The organism is Streptomyces spiralis, assembly GCF_014654675.1.
GTDB lineage: Bacteria > Actinomycetota > Actinomycetes > Streptomycetales > Streptomycetaceae > Streptomyces > Streptomyces spiralis.
The window spans coordinates 179,660-201,321 of the sequence record NZ_BNBC01000011.1; the positions used below are offsets into that span (position 1 = coordinate 179,660).

At 70.1% G+C, this 21,662-nt stretch carries 20 protein-coding genes; 11 read left to right on the forward strand and 9 right to left on the reverse strand.

What is annotated here, in order from left to right; genetic code table 11:
* The first annotated feature begins 118 nt into the window (after positions 1-118).
* The 4 genes from IE318_RS14490 to IE318_RS14505 all read left to right on the forward strand — a co-directional run bounded on the left by IE318_RS14490 (position 119) and on the right by IE318_RS14505 (position 4,951).
* Positions 119-1,825: an SWIM zinc finger family protein gene (locus IE318_RS14490; protein ID WP_444546216.1), complete on the forward strand. Its 1,707-nt coding sequence runs from the start codon at positions 119-121 to the stop codon at positions 1,823-1,825.
* Between the two features lie 440 nt (positions 1,826-2,265).
* Positions 2,266-2,955, forward strand: coding sequence for an endo-1,4-beta-xylanase XynA (xynA, locus tag IE318_RS14495; RefSeq protein ID WP_189900439.1), 690 nt, complete (start codon positions 2,266-2,268; stop codon positions 2,953-2,955).
* Between the two features lie 61 nt (positions 2,956-3,016).
* Entirely contained in the window at positions 3,017-3,130 is a 114-nt protein-coding gene (locus IE318_RS14500; RefSeq protein WP_189900385.1) for a cellulose binding domain-containing protein, read from the forward strand.
* 249 nt (positions 3,131-3,379) lie between these two features.
* Positions 3,380-4,951, forward strand: a complete 1,572-nt coding sequence (locus IE318_RS14505) for an alpha-L-arabinofuranosidase B (protein WP_189900387.1) — start codon at positions 3,380-3,382, stop codon at positions 4,949-4,951.
* Between the two features lie 69 nt (positions 4,952-5,020).
* On the opposite strand, the gene IE318_RS14510 is transcribed toward IE318_RS14505, so the two are convergent.
* From IE318_RS14510 to IE318_RS46125, 4 genes are all read right to left on the reverse strand, one after another.
* Complete coding sequence (locus IE318_RS14510; RefSeq protein WP_189900389.1) at positions 5,021-5,251, reverse strand: hypothetical protein; 231 nt, start codon at positions 5,249-5,251, stop codon at positions 5,021-5,023.
* A 98-nt stretch (positions 5,252-5,349) separates the two neighbouring features.
* Positions 5,350-5,580, reverse strand: coding sequence for a hypothetical protein (locus IE318_RS44610; protein ID WP_194717495.1), 231 nt, complete (start codon positions 5,578-5,580; stop codon positions 5,350-5,352).
* A 45-nt stretch (positions 5,581-5,625) separates the two neighbouring features.
* Positions 5,626-5,979, reverse strand: a complete 354-nt coding sequence (locus IE318_RS14515; RefSeq protein ID WP_189900391.1) for a hypothetical protein — start codon at positions 5,977-5,979, stop codon at positions 5,626-5,628.
* Positions 5,980-6,396: 417 nt separating this feature from the next.
* On the reverse strand, positions 6,397-6,525 hold the full coding sequence (locus tag IE318_RS46125; protein WP_268256740.1) for a hypothetical protein: 129 nt from the start codon (positions 6,523-6,525) through the stop codon (positions 6,397-6,399).
* 174 nt (positions 6,526-6,699) lie between these two features.
* Between IE318_RS46125 and IE318_RS14520 the strand changes: the two genes are divergently transcribed.
* Together IE318_RS14520 and IE318_RS14525 are read left to right on the forward strand one after the other, a co-directional pair.
* Positions 6,700-7,713: an RNA polymerase subunit sigma-70 gene (locus tag IE318_RS14520; RefSeq protein WP_189900393.1), complete on the forward strand. Its 1,014-nt coding sequence runs from the start codon at positions 6,700-6,702 to the stop codon at positions 7,711-7,713.
* A gap of 298 nt (positions 7,714-8,011) precedes the next feature.
* Complete coding sequence (locus IE318_RS14525) at positions 8,012-8,467, forward strand: DUF6069 family protein (RefSeq protein WP_189900396.1); 456 nt, start codon at positions 8,012-8,014, stop codon at positions 8,465-8,467.
* 646 nt (positions 8,468-9,113) lie between these two features.
* Here IE318_RS14525 and IE318_RS14530 read toward each other — a convergent pair.
* The 4 genes from IE318_RS14530 to IE318_RS14545 all read right to left on the reverse strand — a co-directional run bounded on the left by IE318_RS14530 (position 9,114) and on the right by IE318_RS14545 (position 13,118).
* Positions 9,114-9,335, reverse strand: coding sequence for a hypothetical protein (locus IE318_RS14530; RefSeq protein ID WP_189900398.1), 222 nt, complete (start codon positions 9,333-9,335; stop codon positions 9,114-9,116).
* Positions 9,336-9,397: 62 nt separating this feature from the next.
* Positions 9,398-10,498: a recombinase family protein gene (locus IE318_RS14535; RefSeq protein ID WP_189900400.1), complete on the reverse strand. Its 1,101-nt coding sequence runs from the start codon at positions 10,496-10,498 to the stop codon at positions 9,398-9,400.
* 243 nt (positions 10,499-10,741) lie between these two features.
* Entirely contained in the window at positions 10,742-11,986 is a 1,245-nt protein-coding gene (locus tag IE318_RS14540; RefSeq protein WP_189900402.1) for an MFS transporter, read from the reverse strand.
* Between the two features lie 247 nt (positions 11,987-12,233).
* Positions 12,234-13,118, reverse strand: coding sequence for a helix-turn-helix transcriptional regulator (locus IE318_RS14545; protein WP_189900403.1), 885 nt, complete (start codon positions 13,116-13,118; stop codon positions 12,234-12,236).
* A 161-nt stretch (positions 13,119-13,279) separates the two neighbouring features.
* Between IE318_RS14545 and IE318_RS14550 the strand changes: the two genes are divergently transcribed.
* The 4 genes from IE318_RS14550 to IE318_RS14565 all read left to right on the forward strand — a co-directional run bounded on the left by IE318_RS14550 (position 13,280) and on the right by IE318_RS14565 (position 16,804).
* Entirely contained in the window at positions 13,280-14,407 is a 1,128-nt protein-coding gene (locus IE318_RS14550) for an FAD-dependent monooxygenase (protein WP_189900405.1), read from the forward strand.
* A 233-nt stretch (positions 14,408-14,640) separates the two neighbouring features.
* Positions 14,641-15,489: an aldo/keto reductase gene (locus IE318_RS14555; RefSeq protein ID WP_189900441.1), complete on the forward strand. Its 849-nt coding sequence runs from the start codon at positions 14,641-14,643 to the stop codon at positions 15,487-15,489.
* 261 nt (positions 15,490-15,750) lie between these two features.
* Positions 15,751-16,101: a carboxymuconolactone decarboxylase family protein gene (locus IE318_RS14560; RefSeq protein ID WP_189900407.1), complete on the forward strand. Its 351-nt coding sequence runs from the start codon at positions 15,751-15,753 to the stop codon at positions 16,099-16,101.
* 289 nt (positions 16,102-16,390) lie between these two features.
* Entirely contained in the window at positions 16,391-16,804 is a 414-nt protein-coding gene (locus IE318_RS14565) for a (R)-mandelonitrile lyase (protein WP_189900409.1), read from the forward strand.
* A gap of 410 nt (positions 16,805-17,214) precedes the next feature.
* Here IE318_RS14565 and IE318_RS14570 read toward each other — a convergent pair whose 3' ends face one another.
* Positions 17,215-20,352: a Tn3 family transposase gene (locus tag IE318_RS14570; protein ID WP_189900411.1), complete on the reverse strand. Its 3,138-nt coding sequence runs from the start codon at positions 20,350-20,352 to the stop codon at positions 17,215-17,217.
* 86 nt (positions 20,353-20,438) lie between these two features.
* On the opposite strand from IE318_RS14570, the gene IE318_RS14575 reads away from it, so the two are divergent.
* The gene (locus IE318_RS14575; protein WP_229903516.1) at positions 20,439-21,542 is read left to right on the forward strand and encodes a transcriptional regulator; all 1,104 of its coding nucleotides are present in this window, start codon (positions 20,439-20,441) and stop codon (positions 21,540-21,542) included.
* The last annotated feature ends 120 nt before the right edge of the window (positions 21,543-21,662 follow it).

Genomic DNA, 21,662 nt, shown 5'->3' on the forward strand with positions numbered 1-21,662 from the left:
GCCCCACGAGACCTTCCGTCCGGAACAGCCGGAACAGCCGGCCGCTGACGCCGACCGGCCGGAGCAGGAGGGCACCGACAGCGGTACCGAACGGCCGGGTGATGCGGCTCGTGAGGCTCTGCGTGCCGCGGTTTCCGCTCGGCGTGGGGCCGGCCCTGGATCCGGTGGGTCGGAGGGGGCGGCGGCGGAGTCCTCCGGGGACAGCAGTGCACCTCACGCCGAGCTTGGCGGGGTTCCCGGGTCGGACCGGCCGGGTGAGGTGGCTCGTGAGGCTCTGCGTGCCGCGGTTTCCGCTCGGCGTGGGGTCGGTTCCGGGCCTGGTGGGTCGGAGGGGGCGGCGGCGGAGTCCTCCGAGGACAGCAGTGCACCGCATTCCGAGCTTGGCGGAGTTCCCGGGTCGGACCGGCCGGGTGATGCGGCTCGTGAGGCTCTGCGTGCCGCGGTTTCCGCCCGGCGTGGGGCCGGCCCTGGATCTGGCGGGTCGGAGGGGGCGGCGCCGGAGTTCGCCGGGGACATCACCGCACCTCACCCATCCCACGCACCCCACCCCGTCCCCCGCACCATGGCCTCGCCCCGGCGGGACGGTGATGTGCGGCGGACCTTTCCGGCGTTGCCCGTCCGGACGGCGGGCGAGTCCGGCTTCGCCGAGACCTGGTGGGGCGAGGCGTGGCTGGACGCACTGGAGGAGGGCGCCCTCGACGCGGCCCGGCTGGCCCGAGGGCGGGGTTACGCGGAGCAGGGGCACGTGGACGCCATCACCGTGACCCCAGGCCTCGTCCTGGCGTACGTACGGGGGAGCCGTCCGCGGCCGTACCGGGTACAGGTGCGGGTGCGGACGCTGGACGACGCCGACTGGGACCGGTTCCTGGATGCCGCCGCCGAACGTCCGGGGCACATTGCGGCGCTCCTGGACAAGGAGATGCCCCACTCCCTGGCCGACTGCGGCGTCCCACTGCTCCCCGGCCCCGGCGACCTCTCCCCGCACTGCAGTTGCCCCGACCGCGGCCACCCCTGCAAGCACGCGGCGGCCCTGTGCTATCAGACCGCGCGACTGCTGGACGCCGACCCGTTCGTCCTGCTGCTGCTCCGCGGCCGGGGCGAGCGCGAGCTGCTGGACGCCCTGTCCCGGCTGAGCGCCGCCCGCTCCGCCCGTGCCGCGCGCGAGCGGGTTCCGGAGCCGTTGCCGGGAGTGCGCGCCAGTGACGCCCTCGCCCCCCGCCGACTGCCGCCCCTGCCCGCCCCGTTGCCGCCGCCTTCACACCCCGAGCAGCCCCCGGTGTATCCGGCGGCGCCGGGCGGCCCGGACCCGTTCGCCCTGGACCAGCTCGCGACCGACGCCGCCGCCCGCGCCCACGCGCTGCTCACCACCGGGCGGGACCCCGTCGGCGATCTGACACTGTGGCAGGACGCGGTACGGCTCGCCGCGGCCCGCCCCGGCTCCGGGCTGACCGCGGCCACCCGGGCCCTGTACTCCTCCCTCGCCTCCGTCACCGGCCGCAGCCCTGCCGATCTGGCACGCGCGGTGGCCGCCTGGCGTCAGGGCGGCCTCGAAGGACTCGCCGTCCTGGAGGAGCCCTGGGATCCGCCGGCCGGCCGCTTCGACCGGGCCCGTCCGCTGCTCCTCGCCGCCGACCTGCCCGTCTTTCGCCCCTCGCACAACCGGCTCACCCACCCCCACGGCCACCTCCAACTCCGCCTGGGCAGGGACGGCCTGTGGTACGCGTACGAGTCGGAGCCCGGCCGCGACGACTGGTGGCCTCGCGGCACCCCCGACCTGGACCCGGTCGGCGCACTGACGGGCCTCGCCGCTCCCGGCGACCTCTGACGGCGCGCGCCGTCCCGACCCGGGTTCGAAATTTTCGGTAGGCGTGCGATTCGATCGAGAGCGCCACCGAATCGCACCCTGACCCGTGAAGCCTGTGGGTGCACGCGCAGTGGCTGAAAGTAGCCCTAGAGGCCTTTACGGCCCATAGATTCGAAATCTTTCGGATTTCGACCCGGATATGGCCAGTGAACTTTCGAAGAGTTTTCGGAAACACGGTCATTGACCGCCGTTCCGAGCCGGGCCCATACTCTCCAGCGATCGAAGCCTCCCGCAGCGGAGGCCGCTCCACCGCGCCGCACTGCGCAGACATCCCCCATCCCCCCACCCACCCCCCATCTGGCCTCGGTCGCCCACGGAGTGACGATCCATCAGCCCCACCGGGGCGCGTGGCGCCGACCGCCGGGCTGCCGGGTCAGCCTTCACCAGGAGGAACCATGGACATGGACAACGCCCCCGCTCACCCGATGAGCCGCAGGGGCTTCATCGGCCGTGCCGGCGCCCTGGCGCTGGCAACCTCCGCGTCCGGGCTGCTGCTGCCCGGCACCGCCCAGGCCGCCACGACCATCACCACCAACCAGACCGGCACCAACAACGGCTTCTACTACTCGTTCTGGACGGACGGCGGCGGATCGGTCTCCATGACCCTGGGATCCGGCGGCAACTACAGCACCTCGTGGCGCAACTGCGGCAACTTCGTCGCGGGCAAGGGCTGGAGCAACGGCGGACGCAGGAACGTGAGCTACTCGGGCAGCTTCAGCCCGTCCGGCAACGGATACCTCTCGCTGTACGGGTGGACCTCGAACCCGCTCGTCGAGTACTACATCGTCGAAAACTGGGGCACCTACCGGCCCACCGGGACGTACAAGGGCACGGTCACCACCGACGGCGGCACGTACGACATCTACCAGACGACGCGGTACAACGCCCCCTCCGTGGAGGGCACCAAGACCTTCAACCAGTACTGGAGCGTGCGGCAGTCGAAGCGGACCGGCGGCACCATCACCACCGGCAACCACTTCGACGCCTGGGCCCGCTACGGGATGCAGCTGGGCAGCTTCAGCTACTACATGATCCTCGCCACCGAGGGCTACCAGAGCAGCGGCAGCTCCAACATCACGGTCAGCGGCTGACGGGCTGAACGGCCCGGCCTCCGAACTTGGATTGTCGTGCCCCTGACATTAGGGCGGGTCGGTGCGCAACGTCTCCTGGAACGGCACTCTGGGAGCCGGTGGCAGCACCACCTTCGGCTTCACCGTGAGCGGCGGCTCCGCCCCACCGGCCACCCTCACGTGCACCAGCCCCTGACGTGGGTGGCCCGACGATCCGACATCGCCGAAAGGACGGCCCGTCCCCTCCCGGGGGCGGGCCGTGTCCGTTCGGAGCGGGCCCCGCCACCTCGCTGACCTAGGCCTTCGACGGTCGAAGTATCGGACGTGCGCGGGCTGTTGACACCCTTCGGCGGCTTCCTATCATCAATCCCTGTCCGGATCTGCGACCGACGTTCGAAATGTCGAATAAATATGTCATGCACATGACTACACCAGGAGACGACCCATGCCCGTGACTTCGAGCCGCTTACGGCGGATCAGACCACTCGCCCTGCTCACGCTGGCACTTGCACTGGCGCTGGCCATGCTCGGCGGTCAGGCGTCCGCCGGCAGCAGCGCCGCGGCCGCCGGCTCGCTCCCCTGTGACCTGTACGCCTCCGGCGGCACCCCCTGCGTGGCCGCGCACAGCACGACCCGCGCGCTGTACTCCGCGTACAACGGCCGTCTCTACCAGGTCAAGCGCGCCTCGGACGGCGCGACCCGGGACATCGGCGTGCTCAGCACCGGCGGTTACGCCGACGCCGCCGCGCAGGACGCGTTCTGCGCGGGAACGAGCTGCCTCATCACCGTCGTCTACGACCAGTCCGGCCGCGGCAACCACCTCACCCAGGCACCGCCCGGAGGGTTCTCGGGCCCCGCCGCGGGCGGGTACGACAACCTCGCGGAAGCGTCCGCCGCGCCGGTCACCGTGGGCGGCCACAAGGCGTACGGCGTCTTCATCGCCCCCGGCACCGGTTACCGCAACAACAGCACCAACGGCATCGCGACCGGGGACCAGCCGGAAGGCATGTACGCGATCCTCGACGGCACCCACTACAACGGCGGTTGCTGCTTCGACTACGGCAACGCCGAGACCAACAGCCGCGACACCGGCAACGGCCACATGGAGACCATTTACTTCGGCAACAGCAAGACCTGGGGCTACGGCACCGGCAACGGCCCCTGGGTCATGGCCGACCTCGAGAACGGCCTGTTCTCCGGCGTCAACCGCGGTTACAACGCGGGCAACCCGAGCGTCAGTCACCGGTTCCTCACCGCTGCGGTCAAGGGCGGGCCGAACCAGTGGGCGATCCGGGCCGGCAACGCGCAGTCCGGCGGCCTGTCCACCTACTACAGCGGACCGCGCCCCAACGTCTCCGGCTACAACCCGATGCACAAGGAAGGGGCCATCATCCTCGGCATCGGCGGCGACAACAGCAACGGCTCCGCCGGAACCTTCTACGAGGGCGTCCTGACGTCCGGTTACCCCTCGGACGCGACCGAGAACGCCGTGCAGGCCAACATCAACGCGGCCGGCTACGCGCCGTCCTCCACGGCGAGCGGGCTCACCGTGGGCTCCCGGGTCTCGCTGCGGGCGACCACGCCCTGCTGCACCACCGAGTACCTCCGGCACGACAGCGCCGACAGCAACGCCGCCATCGCGACGGTCTCCTCGTCCAGTTCCTCCGCCGACAAGTCCGCCACCACCTGGATCGTACGCGCCGGCCTGGGCGACGCCTCCTGCGTCTCCTTCGAGTCCGCCGACAAACCCGGCCAGTACCTGCGGCACTACGACTTCCGGCTGCGCATCGACGTCAACGACGGCAGCGCGCTGTCCCGGCAGGACGCCACCTTCTGCCCACAGGCGAGTCACAACGGCCAGGGCATCTCGCTCCGCTCCGCCAACTACCCCAGCGACTTCGTGCGCCACTACAACCACGCCGCCTACGTCGCGAGCGACGGCGGCTCCCACGAGTGGGACGCCACCGCGTTCTGGGCCGACGACACCAGCTGGGTCGTCACCTCCCCCTGGGCCTGACGCCCGCCGGCTGACAGCCCCGCCACCTGACGCCCGCCGTCACCGGGCACCCGCCACCTGAAATCCGCATCACGGCCGTGCCACCCACCTGTGGCACGGCCACCGGCGTCCGGAGCACCGGCCGTGCTCCGGAGGATCTGTCCACCAGTCCGTCAAGACCGCCACGAGCGCCGCGGTGAACATGATGGAGGAGACGACCGCGCGGATCGTCTGCATCACCTGATTCTCGGCGGTGACCGCGGCCGCCCGGCGGTGCCGCGCTTCGACCACCGAGCCCAGCGCGGGGGCGAGTTCGGGCACCAGTGTGCTTCCTGGGTTCGACGTGCCGTCGGCCCGCCTGGGCCACGGCTTGGTCCTTGGGTGAGGACGGGGCCATGCGGATGTACCCGCGCCGAGGCTCACCGCCAGAGCGGCGACCCGTCCCACTCCGGCTGACCGGCCGCAGCGGCTCCGCTGCCGTCGTTCCCATGGCGGGCTTGCTGACCCGCGTACCCTCCTGGCAGCAATTGCGCTGCCTCGTGGTGCGTGTGTTCCGCGGCGCGTTGAGCTTCGGCGATGACGTCACCCCGTTCGCGTATCAGGTCCTCATAGATCGGCAGATGATCGTTTCCAGTGGAGCTGTGTTTCATGGTCGGCTCACTTTCATGGCGCTCGACGAAGAGCCGGTTCCGCTGTCAGGCTCGGTTGAGCCGGGCAGCGATCCCGTGGCCGATCAGCAAATAGATGATGGCCGGGAGGCCGTAGTTGAGGACAACACGTAGCCACTCGGTGTCCATAGTGAAAATGTCCTGTGCCCACCAGGAAAGCCAGCCGGCTGTGCCCCGCACGAATTCGACGAACACATTCGCGCGGTTCGCGTCGAGCAGGAACAGCAGGATCCACAGGCCCAGCAGTCCCGCCGCAATGTCGGCGATCGTGCAGATGGTGACGGCCGTACGCCGTGTGGTGGCCTGACGTTGCGGAGAGCGGTCCGGGGTCGGCGGCTCGTTGTATGCCTGGTATCCGGGAACCGGGTCGATGTTTCTCACGGAAAGTCCGATCTGACGTAGTGCCGTGTCTGCGCGCTCGCGCCGGGGCACCCGGATTCAGCCGGTCGGTGCCCCGCTTCTTCCTGCTTCTGCGTTCCGCATGCACTGCAGCGTTACACCGGAGCATGGGATGTCCCAAATATGGCTGCCTATACGGGCACTTACCTGCATGTTCGCATGCCATGGCAATTTTCCGGATGGAATGGAGGAGTGTGATTGCATGCCGCCACAGTCCCCGGTCGCCGGTCTTCGCGTTATGCGTGACCAAATTATGAAGGAGGTCGGAGTGTTCCTTCACGGAGTTGTCGGTCTCGGGACGGCACCCCGCATTCGGTCCCGGCGTTCACCGTCGTCGTCGACGGCCGGATCGGCGAACGTCCTGATCGCCGCCTCGGCGTGTTCCCGGTCCTCGGCGTTTCAGATGCTCTGGACTGCCTTTATCGCGCCGGGCTGGGCGCCGTCGCCGACCGCGAGCACGGGGGCGCGCATGTCCTGGCGGGAGCAGTCGCGCATCAGGTCGGCCCACAGGCCTTGAGCATGGCTCATGCGGGTCGGCTCTGGGTATCCGGCCCAGAACCCGTTCTCGTGAACATAGCCACCCCGACATGCACCACCGGCCCACTCCAGAACACGGCCATGCCGACCGACCTCGGTGATGAGTTGTCGCGCCCGCACCCGTCACACCTACGACGGGACACGACGAGACGGAAGGATGACGTGATGAGTGCGGACACACGGCTGGAGGAGCCGGGCGAGAGCGGACTGGGCGGCAGCGGTCTGGGCGAGGTCGACGAGCCCGCGTTCTCGGGACTTGCGGAGCGGCACCGGCGGGAGCTGCACGTGCACTGCTACCGGATGCTCGGGTCGTTCGAGGACGCCGAGGACACCGTCCAGGAGACGTTCCTGCGTGCCTGGCGGCGGCGGGAGACCTTCGAGGGGCGGTCGACGTTCCGGGCCTGGCTGTATCGGATCGCCACCAACGTCTGCCTGGACCTGCTCGCCAAACGCCGTCCCGAACCCGCGACCGGCGGCGAGGTGCTGTGGCTGCAGCCGTACCCGGACCGGCTGCTCGACGAGCTTCCCGCGGCAGACGCGGGTGAGCCGGAGACCCTCGCCGTCGCGCGGGAGACGATCGAGCTGGCGTACCTGGTCGCAGTCCAGCACCTCGCGCCGCGCCCGCGGGCCGTACTGATCCTGCGGGACGTGCTCGGCTGGCCGGCGAAGGACGTCGCGGAGTTCCTCGGCAACTCCGTCAACTCCGTGAACAGCGCGCTGCAGCGAGCCCGCGCCGGCATGCGGGAGCACCTGCCCGCCGAGCGGCAGGACTGGACCGGCGGCGAGGAGGACGCCGGGACGCGCGAGCTGGTGCGCCGCTATACCGACGCCAGCGTGGCCACGGACGTCGACGCCCTCGCCGCACTGCTGCGGGACGACGTGCGCTTCTCGATGCCGCCCACGCCGGGCCTGTACGTCGGTCGCGACACGGTGGTGAACGGCTGGGTCGAGGGCGGCTTCGAGGGCATGAAGCACCAGCGTGCCGTCTTCACTTGCGTGAATCGGCAGCCCGCCGTCGCCTTCTACCTCCGGCGGCAGCGGGAGGGCGCGTACCTGCCGCTGGCGATCGACGTCCTGCGCGTCACCGGCGGGGCGATCGCCGAGATCGTCACGTTCCACGGCGACCAGTTCCCGCGGCTCGGGCTGCCGGAGCGCCTGCCGGCGGACGGCACGGAGTAGTCCCGGTGTGGACGCTCACGCTGCTCGGTGGCGCGCGTGTCGCGGTGGTCGCGGCGCAATGGCGCGACGCGTTCGGCGTCGTCACCCGCGGACGGGTGCAACTGGAGCTGCGCGACGGCGAGCCGGGGCCGGTTCTCGGACGCGGCGCCGGGTTCTGGCTCCGCGGCACAGGCGTCCGCGCCCTGCGAAACCCAGGCCGTCGCACGGCGAGAGTGCGCATCGTCACCCCCAAGGCCAAGACCGTCACATGCCGGTCAGCACACCCCGTACGCCCGTTGCCGAATGACGGAGGACCGACATGAACGGCACGAACGACACCGGGATCGTCGCGGGCCCGGCATCGGGCCGGACCAGCCACACCCACCGATTCCGCAGGCTCGTCGGCACCGGCTTCATCGCCACGCTCGCAGCGACGGCGGCCACCACCCTCGCTGCTGCGCTTGCCCGGGCCATTGGAGTCGACTTCGAGGTCCCCGAGGGTGGCGAGACGACCCCGTTGTCCGGGTTCGCCGTGGTGACCGGCTTCTTCTCGGTCATGGGCATCGCCATTGCCGTCGCTCTTCTTCGCCGGAGCGCTCGCCCCGCCCGGCGATTCTTGGGGACGGCAGTGTCGCTGACCGCGATCTCGTTGGTCCCGCCCCTCCTCTCCGGGGCGAACATCACCACCACCAGCGCCCTCCTCGGGCTGCACCTCGTCCCTACGACGGTGATGATCCCCACCCTGGCGCGGAGCCTCCGCACCCGGACCGATTGACGACCCGCAACAGGACAACGCGATCCACGAGGATGTCGGAGTAGTGGGCGAGGAGGGGCGCGGTCTGGTTTCGGTACACCTGCTGCCGGTGGCGGACGACCTCTTCTACGAGGGACGCCGAGCCGCTCGCCGAGTGCGACGGCCCGGGTGCCCTTGCCTGCTCCAGGAGGCCCGAGGAGGATGATGCGCATCGGTGATGCGCACCTGTCAGTGATGGCTGTTCGCACATGGCCTGTTCGGCCACCAGTTTGATCGGAGGTGTCCGTTCTCTGACTCGCGGGCCGTGGACGGGGTCCGGCCGGTGGGCCAGCAGGTCGCACAACACCTCCGCAAGGCCCGCCCGGTACGCTCCGGCGCCCAGTGACGGGCCTGGGGATGAAGGTGTGGACGTCCACCACACGTCGGACGACGGTCAGCGGGGTCACCAGGTGCCGCTGCAGTACATCGCGCAGGTCCAGCGGATCCGGTTGCATCAGCGGACTCGTACGGGGGCGGGCCGCGACCAGGTTCACCAGGTGGTCCAGGCGGCCGAGCGCCAGGCGCGCGCTCCCGGATGCGACACCTGTCCGACCGGAAAGGGCCGAAGGCCCGGCCGGAGGGGGTGTGCCGACGCGGTCAGGGTGGGCAATAGTCGGTTGTTCCCGTTCTACGGCAGGGAAGAACACATGTCACAGCGCAGTGACCTGCGGCGGCGCAGGGTCAGGCTGGAGAGCGAGTGGTCCCGCTGGGTGCCGCGGATGAAAGCGGCGGGATCGAGTCCGGTCGGCGTGGAGGCGCTGCGCCGTGATGTGACCGAGTCCTGGATGCGGTCGCTGAGCAGTGTGGACCCGGCTCGGGACAGCGCCCCGGTCACGGCCTTGGGGAACATCGGTACAGCCGTTGGCGCTGAGATTGATCATGGTCAGCTGAGGGTGCGCGGCGGCAGCGGGATCACGCGTCTTCCCCTTCGTGTCGGGCCTGTGCCAGCAGCGCCGCCACGACGTCGTTCGCTTCTTCCTCGGTCTGTTCAACGAGCGTGTCCATCACTTTGTCGGTGGCGGGGCCGAGGGCCTGGCGGGTGAGCCGTTCCATCAGCTCGGAGTCGGTGCCGCTGCAGGGCCCGGTGAGGTCCACCCGGGTCGGCCGGCGTGGGGCGATGATCTCTGGCCCGGCCGGGGCCTGGTTCTCCTCGGCTTCGGCGAGCGCGCGGTAGACGGAGGCGACCGAGGGGTGCTGTCCGGTGTTCTTGCCGGTCTTGATGGTCAGCTTCTTCGCGATCTCCGGGACGGGGATGCCCTTGTCCTTCAGCGCGCAGGCGAAGGTGAGCATGTCGTCATCGATGACCTTCGGCCGTCCGCCGTGGTTGCCCTTCGCCGCGGCGGTCACCTGGCCCTCCAGGGTCTTTTCCCGGATGTAGTTGCGCTCGATCTGTGCGGCGGCGGCCAGGACGGCGAAGAACATCGCTCCCATGCCGTTGGGGTCATAGATTCCGCTGAGCGGGCCGGTGAGGAGTTCGAGCTGGACACCGGCGGCCTGGAGCTGGCCGGACAGGGTCATCAGTTCGGCGGCGTTGCGGGCGAGGCGCTTGAGCTCGTGGACGGTGAGGATGACCTCCTGGTCGGGGGCGGCCTCCTTGATGTCGTACGCCAGCTTCAGCGCCGCCTCCAGCTCCGGCCGGGTCTTGACCCGCGTGCTGATCTTCTCGGAGAAGATCCGCTTGCAGACCGGTTTGAGTGCGTCGAGCTGGCTCTGCAACTCCTGCTGGGCGGTCGAGCAACGCGCATACCCGATCCGGATCGGCTGGGCGGCCGGCGCCGCCGGGGCAGTCTCGACGGGCGGGCCGGGCTTCCACGGCCGCCCGGGGCCGCGGTCCTCGGGTACGAGGACGTCGAGTTCCTCCCGGAGCGCGGGCACGAGAATGAAGCGGGCGGTGTGGTACTTCGTCGCGGTCTTCCCGCCGCGGGTGCGGCAGGAACTGCCCGCCGGAGCTTCACACTTCGGGCATTCATTTCGTTCTACCGCGTTTGCGGCTTGATCGGGCGTCAGATGCACACCGGCAGTCTGTCAGAACTGTCTCGCACAACGCCCGGGTTTTGAGAGGACTTCTGCGAACGGCGACCTTGGGAAACGTGATCGCTGCAGGGACTCTCGCAGAACTCTCGCATCTGTTCATTTATGAGAACCGCCGTGCGTGACGGTTGTCACGCACGGCTACTTTTCGCTTGGCGGCTGCTTCGAGGGGCTGGGTCGGGGGCGCTTGCCCATGCGCTCGATGGTCTCAGGCTGCGATTGGAGTCAGACGGTTTCGGACGCCTTTTCATCGGCCTCGTCCGCGCCGGATTGAGCGGGTTCCGGGGTGTCCGTGCGGGTGGCGCGGATTGCGGCGAGTGCGCTCAGCGGGATTCCGGCGAGGGCGACCATGATTGTGCCGACGAGGGCGGGTCCGGTCAGTCCCAGTGAGGAGTCCAGCGCGCTGGCGGCGATGGACGAGCCCGCCGCGATCCCGGCGTTGAAGGCGGAGACGGTCACGGCGACGGCGAGGGTGGGGGCGTTGCCCGCGAAGCGCACCGACAGTGCGGTGACGACCGGCGGTACGGACATGGCGACCACGCCGAGCAGCACCACCAGGATGATCGTGGTGACGGGGTTGTGGGACAGCGGGGTCTGCAGCAGCAGGAGGACGACGGTGCCCGTGGTCGCTGCGGTGGCAATGGTGGTGAGCGGCTTGTGGCCGCCGAAGCGTCCGCCGGCGTTGGCGCCTACTAGGGCGCCGATGCCGTAACCGGCGAGGACCAGCGGCACGGCGCTCGCGGCGATGCCTGCCCGGTCGGTCAGCAGCGGGGTGATGTAGGTGAAGGCGGCCATGGCGCCGCCGGTGATCAGCGCGGTGACAGCCATTGACAGCCACAGCCGGCCCTGGCCGAGCGCGGCGATCTCGGAGCGCACCGACACGGTCGGGCGTTGTTCCTCGGCCGGGACGAAGCGGCCGATGGCCACGGCGGCGAGGGCGGCGAGGGCGGCCAGCGCCCAGAACGTGCCGCGCCAGCCGATCGACTGACCGGCCCAGGAGCCGAGCGGCACACCGACCACGGTGGCCAGGCTGGCGCCGCTCATCATCACGCCGAGGGCGCGGGAGCGGGCGGCGGGCGGGGCAGCGGCGGCGGCCACGACGGAGGCCACGGCCCAGAAGGTGCCGGTGGCCAGTGCGGTGAGCGCGCGGGCGACGAAGACGACGGTGTAGGAGGAGCTGAGCGCGGCGATCGCGTGTCCGGCGGCGAAGACGAGCAGGGCCAGGACGAGGGTGGAGCGCCTCGGCAGGCGCAGGGTGGCGATCGCCATGGTCGGGGAGCCGACGATCATGCCGATGGCGAATGAAGTGATCAGCAGACCGGCCTGGGAGACTCCGACGCCGAGGTCGGAGGCGATCTCGGGCAGGATGCCGGCGATGACGAGCTCGGTGGTGCCCATCAGGAACGTGCCGAGCGCCAGCAAGATGACGACGAATGGCAGCCTGGTGGACGTGTCGGGATGATCAGACATGCGAAGACGAGGCCCTTTTAGGTGAGGGGTTTCGGGGGTCGGCTGTTGTCGCCGAGGCATACCCCCGCAGCGTGGCCGGCCGGTACGGAGCCGGAGGGGCTCCACTGGCCGGGCCCCATGCTTCGGGGCACTCACCATGGAACGGGAAACGCCGCTGGCCAGGGAGTCTTTGCTGTAAGGGGTAACGGCAGGGACCCCCTTCAACAGCCGCCCCGCTCCACTCCAGTCGATGCTGCGAACGCGGTGATCAGGCTTGGGCGTCGGTGCCGGCGGTGTGTTCCTGCTGAGCGTCGGCGGCCCAGCTGGCGAGCAGCTTCAGGGCGTCTGCGGAGGGGCTGTCGGGCGGTGCGCTGTAGACGACGACGCTCAGTCCGCTTCCGTCCGGCACTTCCATGCTCTCGTAGTCGAGTTCCATGTCACCGACCACCGGATGGTGGAAGCGTTTGCTGCCTTCGCGGAACAGGTGCACATCGTGGCCGCCCCACAGGCGGCGGAAGGTGTCGCTGCGCGTGGACAGTTCCCCGATCAGGTTGGAGAGGTCCCGGTCGTAGGGGTTCTTGCCCGCCGCGATGCGCAGCGCGCCGACGGCCGAGTGGGTGACGCGCTCGTAATCGGCGTAGAAGGACTGCGCCGCGGGGCTGAAGAACGCGAACCGGGCCGAGTTCGCTTCCCAGGCCGGTTCGGCGTACATCGGCGCGTACAGGGCCCGCCCCATCGCATTGGCGGCCAGCTTGTCCATGCGGTTGTTCTGCACGAACGCTGGCAGCTCCGGCATTCCCTCCACGATCCGTGCCACGCTGGGCCGGATGGTCGGCTTGGGGTCCCGGCGCCGGGCCGTCGCCTTGGAACCGGCTCCCGCGGTGCGGGCCAGGTCGTACAGGTGCATCCGCTCGGTGTCATCCAGGCGCAGCGCCTGGGCGAGGGCGTCGAGGACCTGGTCGGAGACTCCGGTGAGGTTGCCGCGCTCCAGGCGCGTGTAGTACTCGACGCTGACGCCGGCGAGCATCGCGACCTCTCCACGGCGCAGACCCGGCACCCGCCGATGTCCGTACACCGGCAGTCCTGCCTGCTCAGGGGTGATCTTGTCCCGCCGGGATTTGAGGAACGCGCTGACTTCGTCCCGGTTGTCCATACAGCCAGCGTAGGCACGCTCCGCCGCAGGTGGGGGTCTCTGCCATTACCCCTCACAGCAGAGACTCCCACCGCGCGCCCGTGCCGGGTTTCCTGTCATGTGCCCCGGTCTGCCGCACTCCGGCAGCCCCGGCACACGAACTGGAAAGGAGCACCCTCACGATGAGCACGAAGCGGCGTTCCGCAGCCTCTGCCGACACCGCGTACGAGCGGCAGGGCACCGCGGTCGTCGTCGGCGCCTCACTGGCCGGCCTGATGAGCGCACTGGCCCTGTCCCGCGCCGGCATCGACGTCACGATGCTGGAGCGTGTGACCGCCTTCCCTCGTACTGGGGCCTCGCTCGGCGGCGTCACCGAGAACATGCTGGTGCGCCTCACCGGCCGCGCGCGCACGGACAGTGATGCCACGACGCACGATGACGTCCAGTCCTGGTCCGCCATCTACACCCGCCTGCGTTCCGCAGTCGAAGCCGACCCGCGCATCCGTCTGCGCCACGCGGCCACGGTCCAGCACGTCGGCCAGGACGCCGACGCCGCCTGGGTGAGCACCGCGGACGGCCGCACCTACCGGGCCGGTGTGGTGATCGGCGCCGACGGCCACCGCAGCGTGGTGCGGCGCAGTGTCGCCCCTCACCATCCGGACGCGACGTTCGCCGGGTACATGATCTGGATCGGCCTGGCCGACGAGTCCGCGATCGCCGGCCGTCACCGCTGGCCACGCGCGGTGGACATTCTCTACCGGGGCGACGGCTGCCTCATCGGCTACCCCATGGCCGGCCCCACGGGCTCCGTCGCGCCGGGCGCACGACAGCTCGGCTGGGCCTGGTACGACGCCGGCCGCAACGATCTGCTGCGCGAGAAGGGCTGCGTGAGCGGCGACGTCGTCCAGCACACCCTGCGGGCCGCCGACGTCCCCGAGGCGACCTTGCGCGAACTCGCCGACGAGGCCGACTTGTGGCCCTCCCCGTGGCGCGACGTCATCCGCGACTGCGTCGATCGCCGTGCCATCATCGGCACGCCGATCGCCGAGTACGTACCCGACCGGCTGGTCAACGGGCGCCTCGCCCTGGTCGGGGACGCCGCCCATGTGCCGACCCCGATGACTGCCTCCGGCTTCGGCATGTCCCTCGCGGACGCCGACGCCATCGCGGACGCCGTCGCCGTCGGCCTGGACGGGCAGCCCATGGCGCAGGCCCTGAAGGATTACGAGCGCGCCCGGCTCGACAGTGTCCGCGCCTCGGTCCGTTCCGGGCAGCAATTCAGCCGCTCTTTCGCAGGTCAGGCCGCCTGATGCCGCCCGACCGGCACCCGTACGCACCGCTGAGGACCCCACGGTCACCCCTCACAGCGCGGACTCGCTCGATCCCCGCCGGCGCGTTTGCGTGGTCTTCGTACCGGCACGCGTGCCGAGCGCGACACGTCAGGTCGGGCCCCGCCCCGTGCTGACGGGCTGAAACGGCCGCGCCGCTCAGCGTCGATCTCCACCCGCACCACCGAAAGGAAGCCTGGACGATGTCCTCGCAGATCCCCCAGATCACCCTCAACAACGATGTCGAGATGCCGGTCATCGGATTCGGTGTCTACCAGATCCCCGAAGACCAGACCCAGCAGGCGGTGGAGGCCGCGCTGGAGGCCGGCTACCGCTCCATCGACACCGCCGCGGCCTACATGAACGAACGAGCCGTGGGCCGGGCCATCGCCGCCAGCGGCATCCCGCGCCAGGAGGTCTTCGTCACCACCAAGCTGTGGATCCAGGACTACGGCGAGGACGGCGCCAAGCGCGCCTTCGACCGCTCCCTCGACCGGCTCGGCCTGGACTACCTCGACCTGTACCTCATGCACCAGCCCCTCGGCGACTACTACGGATCGTGGCGGGCCATGGAGAAGCTGAACCGCGACGGCCGCACACGGGCCATCGGCGTCAGCAACTTCTACCCCGACCGGCTCGTCGACCTCATCACGCACAACGAGATCGTCCCCGCGGTCAACCAGATCGAGACGCACGTGTTCTTCCAGCGCACCGACGACCAGCAGGTGATGCGCGAGACCGGCGTCCAGCACGAGTCCTGGGGTCCCCTCGCAGAAGGCGGCCGGGGATTCTTCGAAAACCCGGTGCTCTCCGACATCAGCGCCGCACACGGCAAGTCCGTCGCCCAGGTCGCGCTGCGCTGGCTCGTTCAGCGCGGCATCGTCGTCATCCCGAAGTCGGTGCGGCCCGAGCGGATGGCGGAAAACCTCGACGTGTTCGACTTCGAGCTCACCGACGAAGAAATGGCCCATATCGCCACTCTGGACACCGGCGAGAGCCACCTCATGAACCACCACGACCCGGAAAGCGTCAAGTGGCTCGGAGGAGTACGGTTCGACACCTGATCCCGCAGCGCGGGCTCGCGCCCGCGGCTCTGAGGGCACAAGCCCGTCGGTCAACAGGTCGGCTGAGCGCACTCGGTTAGCGAAGCGCTAGTCAGGGCCGACGATCCCCTCTCAGCCACCCTGCTCGCGCGCGGTCACCCCGTGTACGCCGGCCTCGTCCAAGCAGACGATCCGCGGCCGTCAGACCGAGCCACCAGCAGAAAGCCAAGGCGGACAAGGCCGCCCGATCACACACCCCTCATGCACAACAGGAGCCACACCATGGCAGCACAGCCGTCCCCCTCTCAGCAGCTCATCGGCGATGTGGCGCCGAAGCTCGCCGATTTGACCGACGACGTCCTCTTCGGGGACGTCTGGGAACGACCGGGACTGTCCAAGCGCGACCGCAGCCTGGTCACCGTGACCGCGCTCGCAGCGCTGTACCGCACCGACCAGCTGGGGTTCCACCTGCGCACGGCCCTGAAGAACGGGCTCAGCCAGGAGGAGCTGGTGGAGGCCATCACCCACCTCGCCTTCTACGCCGGCTGGCCCAACGCCATGAGCGCCGCCACGAACCTGAAGAAGATCCTCGCGGAGGACGGCGCCAACACCGCCGCGCCGTCCGGCAGCTGATCGGCCTGGGGGCCACCCCCATAAAGTCTGCCGCCCCCGCTCGCCAGGACGATGCCCGCGAGCGGGGGTTCGCCTCCCTCACTCCGAACCTCCTGGCTCGCGCCCGCACGGACGCGATGTCCCCCGCCCAGCTCCCTTGGAGCAGGTCGCCGAGGGCTACCGGGCCATGGACGAGCGCCGTGCCATCAAGACGCTGCTCACCCTCTGATCCCAGTCCCACGGGCTGCACGCACCTGCGTGACCGCATCTGCGTGCGCGACCCCGCACATCCCCCAGCAAAGGAACAGTCGTGGAACTCGTCACCGAGGCCCCCACAGTCAAGGCACCCGCCGAGCGATTCACCGGCGATGTCTACCTCACCCCGATCGATTTCTCCCTCGATCTCGGCCGCCTGGCCTCCGCGCTCGTACGCTTCACCCCCGGCGCCCGCACCAACTGGCACTCCCACGCCAACGGACAGGTCCTCTACGTCACCGACGGCATCGGCCTCGTCGGCACCCGCGACGGCAACGTCGTCCAGATCAGCGCCGGACAGACGCTGAAGTGCCCGCCCGGAGAAGAACACTGGCACGGCGCCACCAGCGACACGTTCATGGCCCACATCGCCATGGTCGTCGGCGACACCGACGGCGAGGGCAGCACCTGGCTGGAACCGGTCACCGACGAGCAGTACGACACCGCCCACCGCACCGCAGGACGCTGACCTCCTCATCTCCGCAATGGTCAGCCTTCCCCCTGTGACCGGACACGCTGGTCGGCTGCAGGCTCCGGGCGGTATTCCGAGGTGGCGGGCGGCGGAGCGGCGGGAGCGGCCGGTGGCCATCCAGCAGACGGATCGCGGCGTGCCTGGCAGCGCCCGGCCGGGGCATCAAGGTGGTCGAGCGGGGCCGTCCAGCGCTCGGGCAGGACGGCAGAGATTCAGTGGTGGCGAGCAGGCCCTGGTCAGTGGCGGGCTGTGGAAAGAGTTCGGGTGGTCCGCTGTTTCCTCGGCAGATGGCGGCCTCATTGGAGAGGACTTCGCGAAGCAAGGGTCAGCGGTGCACGCCGAGGCCGCCAGACGCAGCCTGTCCGGGGCGGCCCGGTTCAAGGGGCGGTCGGGACTCCCGCCCAGGGTCAGCCCTCCGCTGCGTCTTCGTTCTCGTCGTCGAGTTCGGGGGCGTCCGGGTCGCGCAGCGGGCGCAGGCTCCCCTCGGCGGGGACGGAGGCGGTGAAGCTGTAGCGGCCCAGCACGTTGAGGTTCTTGTGCTTCAGCGGGGACAGCCGCGCCACGTCCTCGTCCCGGATCTCGTGGCCCTCGGCCCGCAGCTGGGCGACGGCGGCGTCGATGTACTTCGTGGTCCACAGCACCACGGCGTTCAGGACCAGGCCGAGCGAGCCCAGCTGGTCCTCCATGCCGTCCCGGTATGCCTGGTGGATGGTGCCGCGCTTGCCGTGGCACACCTCCCGGGCGAGCTTGTGGCGGGACTCCTGCACCGTGAGCTGCCGGTTCATCTGGCGGCGGTAGGTGTCGTCCACCGGGTCGACCACGGCCAGCAAGTGCAGGGTCTTGGCGATCCGCCCGTACTCGGCGAACGCCTGCCCCAGCGGCGTGGGCCGCCCCTCGCGGCCGAACATCCGCAACAGGTCGTACGCCCGCACTTGGTTGGTGACCAGCGAGCCGGCCACCCGCAGCATGTCCGGCCAGTGCGTGATCACCTTGTTCAGGTTCACCCGGTTCCGTGCGATGCCCTCCAGCGGCCCGTACGAACCCGCTTCCACCCCCGGCATGGTGGCCCGCCAGAACCGCTGGTCGTCCAGGTCGCGGAAGCGCGGGCTGAAGTTGTACCCGAGGATCTTGAACAGGCCGAACACCATGTCGGAGTACGAGGCGTTGTCGGTCGCCACCATCTCCGGCTTCACCCCGCCGTCCAGGTTCAGCAGCGCGTCCAGGATGTGCAGCGAGTCGCGCGGCGTGCCCGGCACGATCATCTGCCCAATGCCCGCGACCTGGTCGTTCACGGCATTCAACCAGGTGATGCCGCGCTTGAAGCCGAAGTACTTCGGCGACGGCGCAGCGCTGATCGTGCGGACGGGCACGACGAACCGCAGCCCGTCCACCGACGCCAGCAGGCCATCACCCCAGTACCGGACGATCGGCACCTCGGCCTGGGCGGCGATCAGCTTCGCGTTCGCCGCGGCGATCGTGTCCGCGCGCAGGTAGAACTGGTCGACGTGGACCAGCCGGGAACGGGTCAGGGCCTCGATGGCGGGGTTGACCACCGGGGTCATGCCGATGTTGCACGCCTCCGACACCAGCAGCGCGACCACCGACGTCGTCAGGTCCTTCATGCGGGTCGTGCCGTCGCCCAGGTGCACGAAGGCGTCCAGGAACCCGGTCCAGCCATGCACCTCGAACAGCAGGTCGGGCAGGTCGACTTTGGGCAGCATCCGCTCCACCCGCCGGCGCAGCCACCGCAGGCTCTTGGGCTCGCCCAGCGCACCGAGCGCGTCCACATTCAGCTTCACCCGCCCGTTCGACTGGACCTCAATGGAAACCTTCGCATCCGCCCCGGCCTCCTCCAGGCGTTCAGCCATCAGCTTCCACGCCGCTTCCAGCGCCGTCACCAGACCGGCCAGGTGCTCCTCGACCGGCATGTCCAGGCTCAGGCCCGCCAGGACGTCCTCGCAGACAGCGTCCCACTCCTTGCCGCCCAGCAGCCGGGCGCGCGGGTCGGACCACCGGTGCGAGGGCGAGGCGAACACGTCCCGGCGCTGAAGGGCACGGTGCAGCTGCTCCAGCACACACACCACGTATGCATCGCGGTCGACCGCACCCTGTGGCAGGTCCGGGTTGGCATACACGGCCTTGCGCCACGCGGGCGGCACCAGCTTGTCGTCCACCTCGCGCGGCAGCAGCGGCTTGTCCTTCACCCGCCGCCGCGCGAGCGCCGGCAGCCGCTTTACCCCGGCCAGTACCCTGGCCCCGACCGGCGCTGCCCCCAGCGCCGACGTCTCGCCCAGCAGGGCCAGGAACGGGCGCACAGTGTTGTACCGGTTCGCCAGTGCGGCCCGCATGGCGACCTCGGCGGAGTCCTCGTCCTCCGGCACCAGCGAGACCACCAGCGCCGCCGCGCTCATCACCACCGACCGCGGGGCGACCTCCTCCACGGCCCGCCACAGCGCCACCGCGTCCAGGTCGGAGCCGTGCGTCTCAACCAGCTCCAGCTCCTCGAACAGCACCTTCGCCGCCCGCGCCAGCGTGCGCGACGCCTTCTCCAACTGCGGCAGCGTCGAGAGCCGTTCCTTGTCCGTGGCCCGCTTAGCCGTGCTGATCAGCCGGGTGGCCATCAGCACCTGGAACAGATCCAGGGCCTCATCGATCGCCTTGGCCTCCAGATGCCGCATCACCGCCGTCAGCATCGCCGTGCGCTTCGGCTCGCTGGCCCGCTCCAGCCCCGCGGCCTTGCTGCCCAGCCCGTACCGGGCCAGCGCCGCCAGCCGGTTCGGCGGGATCTTGTTCAGCCTCACCCGGCCCAGGCCGAACGCGCCGATCTCGTCCACCCGCTCCAGCGCACGCGCGAACGCCGTGCCCGTCGTCCGCGTCGGCGGCCGGCGCAACCGCTCCAGCTCCGAGAAGCGCTTCCCCTCCGGGGTGACCAGCGTCGCCACCAGCTGCGCGGGCAGCTCCCGGTCCGCGCGGGCCGCGGCCCTGGCGACGGTGGAGTGCAGCCGCTTCTCCGCGATCGTGCGGACCTCGGAGACCTGCCGGGCCAGCACCGAGACGCCCGGCAGCAGCACCCGGGTCCTGCGCAGCCAGCCCACCGCCTGGTTGAACAGCGCCACCGGCCCCTCGGCGTGCGTCCACGCCCGGCCGTGCATGAAGGCGCGGAACTTCCGGCCCCACTCCGCATCGTCGTACTCGTGGTACTCGTAGGCGTCCCGAATCTCCCACGCGTGCTCGTACGCCGTCTTCGGCCGTTCCGTGTACCGCTTCACGCAGGAGGGGTCCTCGATGCCGAGCTGGACGGCCAGGTGCTCGACCACCGGCCACGGCACCGCGAGCGGATCATCCGGCAGGAACCGGCCGATGTAGCGGACCGTGCACATCTGGACGGCGAACCCGAGTTGGTGGTGCTTCGTACGCCGCAGCGCAATCAGGTCGCGGTCGACGTCGTCCAGGAAGAAGAACCGCTCCAGCTCCGGAGGCGTGGGCTCCTCGGCGAACTTCCCGTACGCCTCAGCCTGATCATCAGTTAAGAATTCCACCGGCACCCGGCGGACGGTAATCGCCCCTCACCAGTGGCCAACGATCTTCCCCGGAACCTCTGCGCGGCACCCGATCACTGTGCTAGCCGACCATGATCAATCTCAGCGCCAACGGCTGTACCGATGTTCCCCAAGGCCGGGTCACCGATGGGGGAGGGGTGCAGCACCGCTGGAGCGGCTCGCCGCTGCGCCGGCCCGTCGACGGCCTCGCCGACGAACTGCTCGGCATCGCGGACGACGCGGGGTTCGTCACCGCCGTCACCGACGAGTCCGGCACCATCCTGTGGACCTGCGGCGGACCGACCATGCGCCGCCGTGCCGAGCGCGTCAACTTCGCACCGGGCGGTCGCTGGGACGAGCAGGCCATGGGCACCAACGCCCTGTCCCTCGCCCTGCGCACAGGCCGCCCCGCCTCCGTCTTCTCGGCCGAGCACCTGGTCACCGCCCTGCACGGCTGGGTCTGCTACTGCGCCCCCGTCCACGGCCCGGACGGACGCGTTCTGGGCGTGCTGGACATGTCCACCACCTGGGACCGGTCCAACCCCCTGGCCATGGCCACCGTGCGCTCGCTCGTCGCCACCATCGAGTCCCGACTGCGCACTGAAATGCCCCGCCGGCTCCCACGGAACACGAGCCCTGTGAGCCTCACCTGTCTCGGTAACGAACAGGCGCTCCGCGACGGCGTCCCGCTGCCCCTGCGCCCCCGCCAGGTGGAGATCCTCGCGCTGCTCGCCCTTGAGCCTGACGGCTTCTCACCCGACCGTCTCCGCTACGCCCTCTACGGCGACCGGGCCGTCACCGCCTCGACCTTCAAGGCGGAGATCTCCCATCTGCGCCGGGCCCTCGACGGCGGAGTCGCCACCCGCCGCTACGCCCTGACCGCCCCCGTCTCCTGCGACGCCGCCGAGTTGCTGCGCGCCCTGGAGCAGGGCGACACCGAGACCGCGCTGCGCCTGTACCGCGGCCCACTGCTGCCCCGGTCCGAGGCGCCGGGCATCGCGGAGTGGCGCACCCACCTGGAGGTGTCCGTCCGGTCGGCCGTGCTGGTGAGCACCAGCCCGGAGCACGCGCTGCGGTTCGGCGAACGGGTCCCGTACGACGTGGAGGTGCACGAGCACGCGCTGAACCTGCTCGGCCCGCGTGACCCCCGTCGTGCCATCGCGGCCGGACGCCTGGCCGCGGCCCTGCGCGACTGACGCCTCGCTCTCGGGGCGCCAACCTCTCGCCAACCTCGGGGGCTCATAGTGCACCGCGTCACGACGGCGTGGGCCGTCGTACCGCACTCGCCATCCACCGAGGAGAGCCGCCATGGTGTA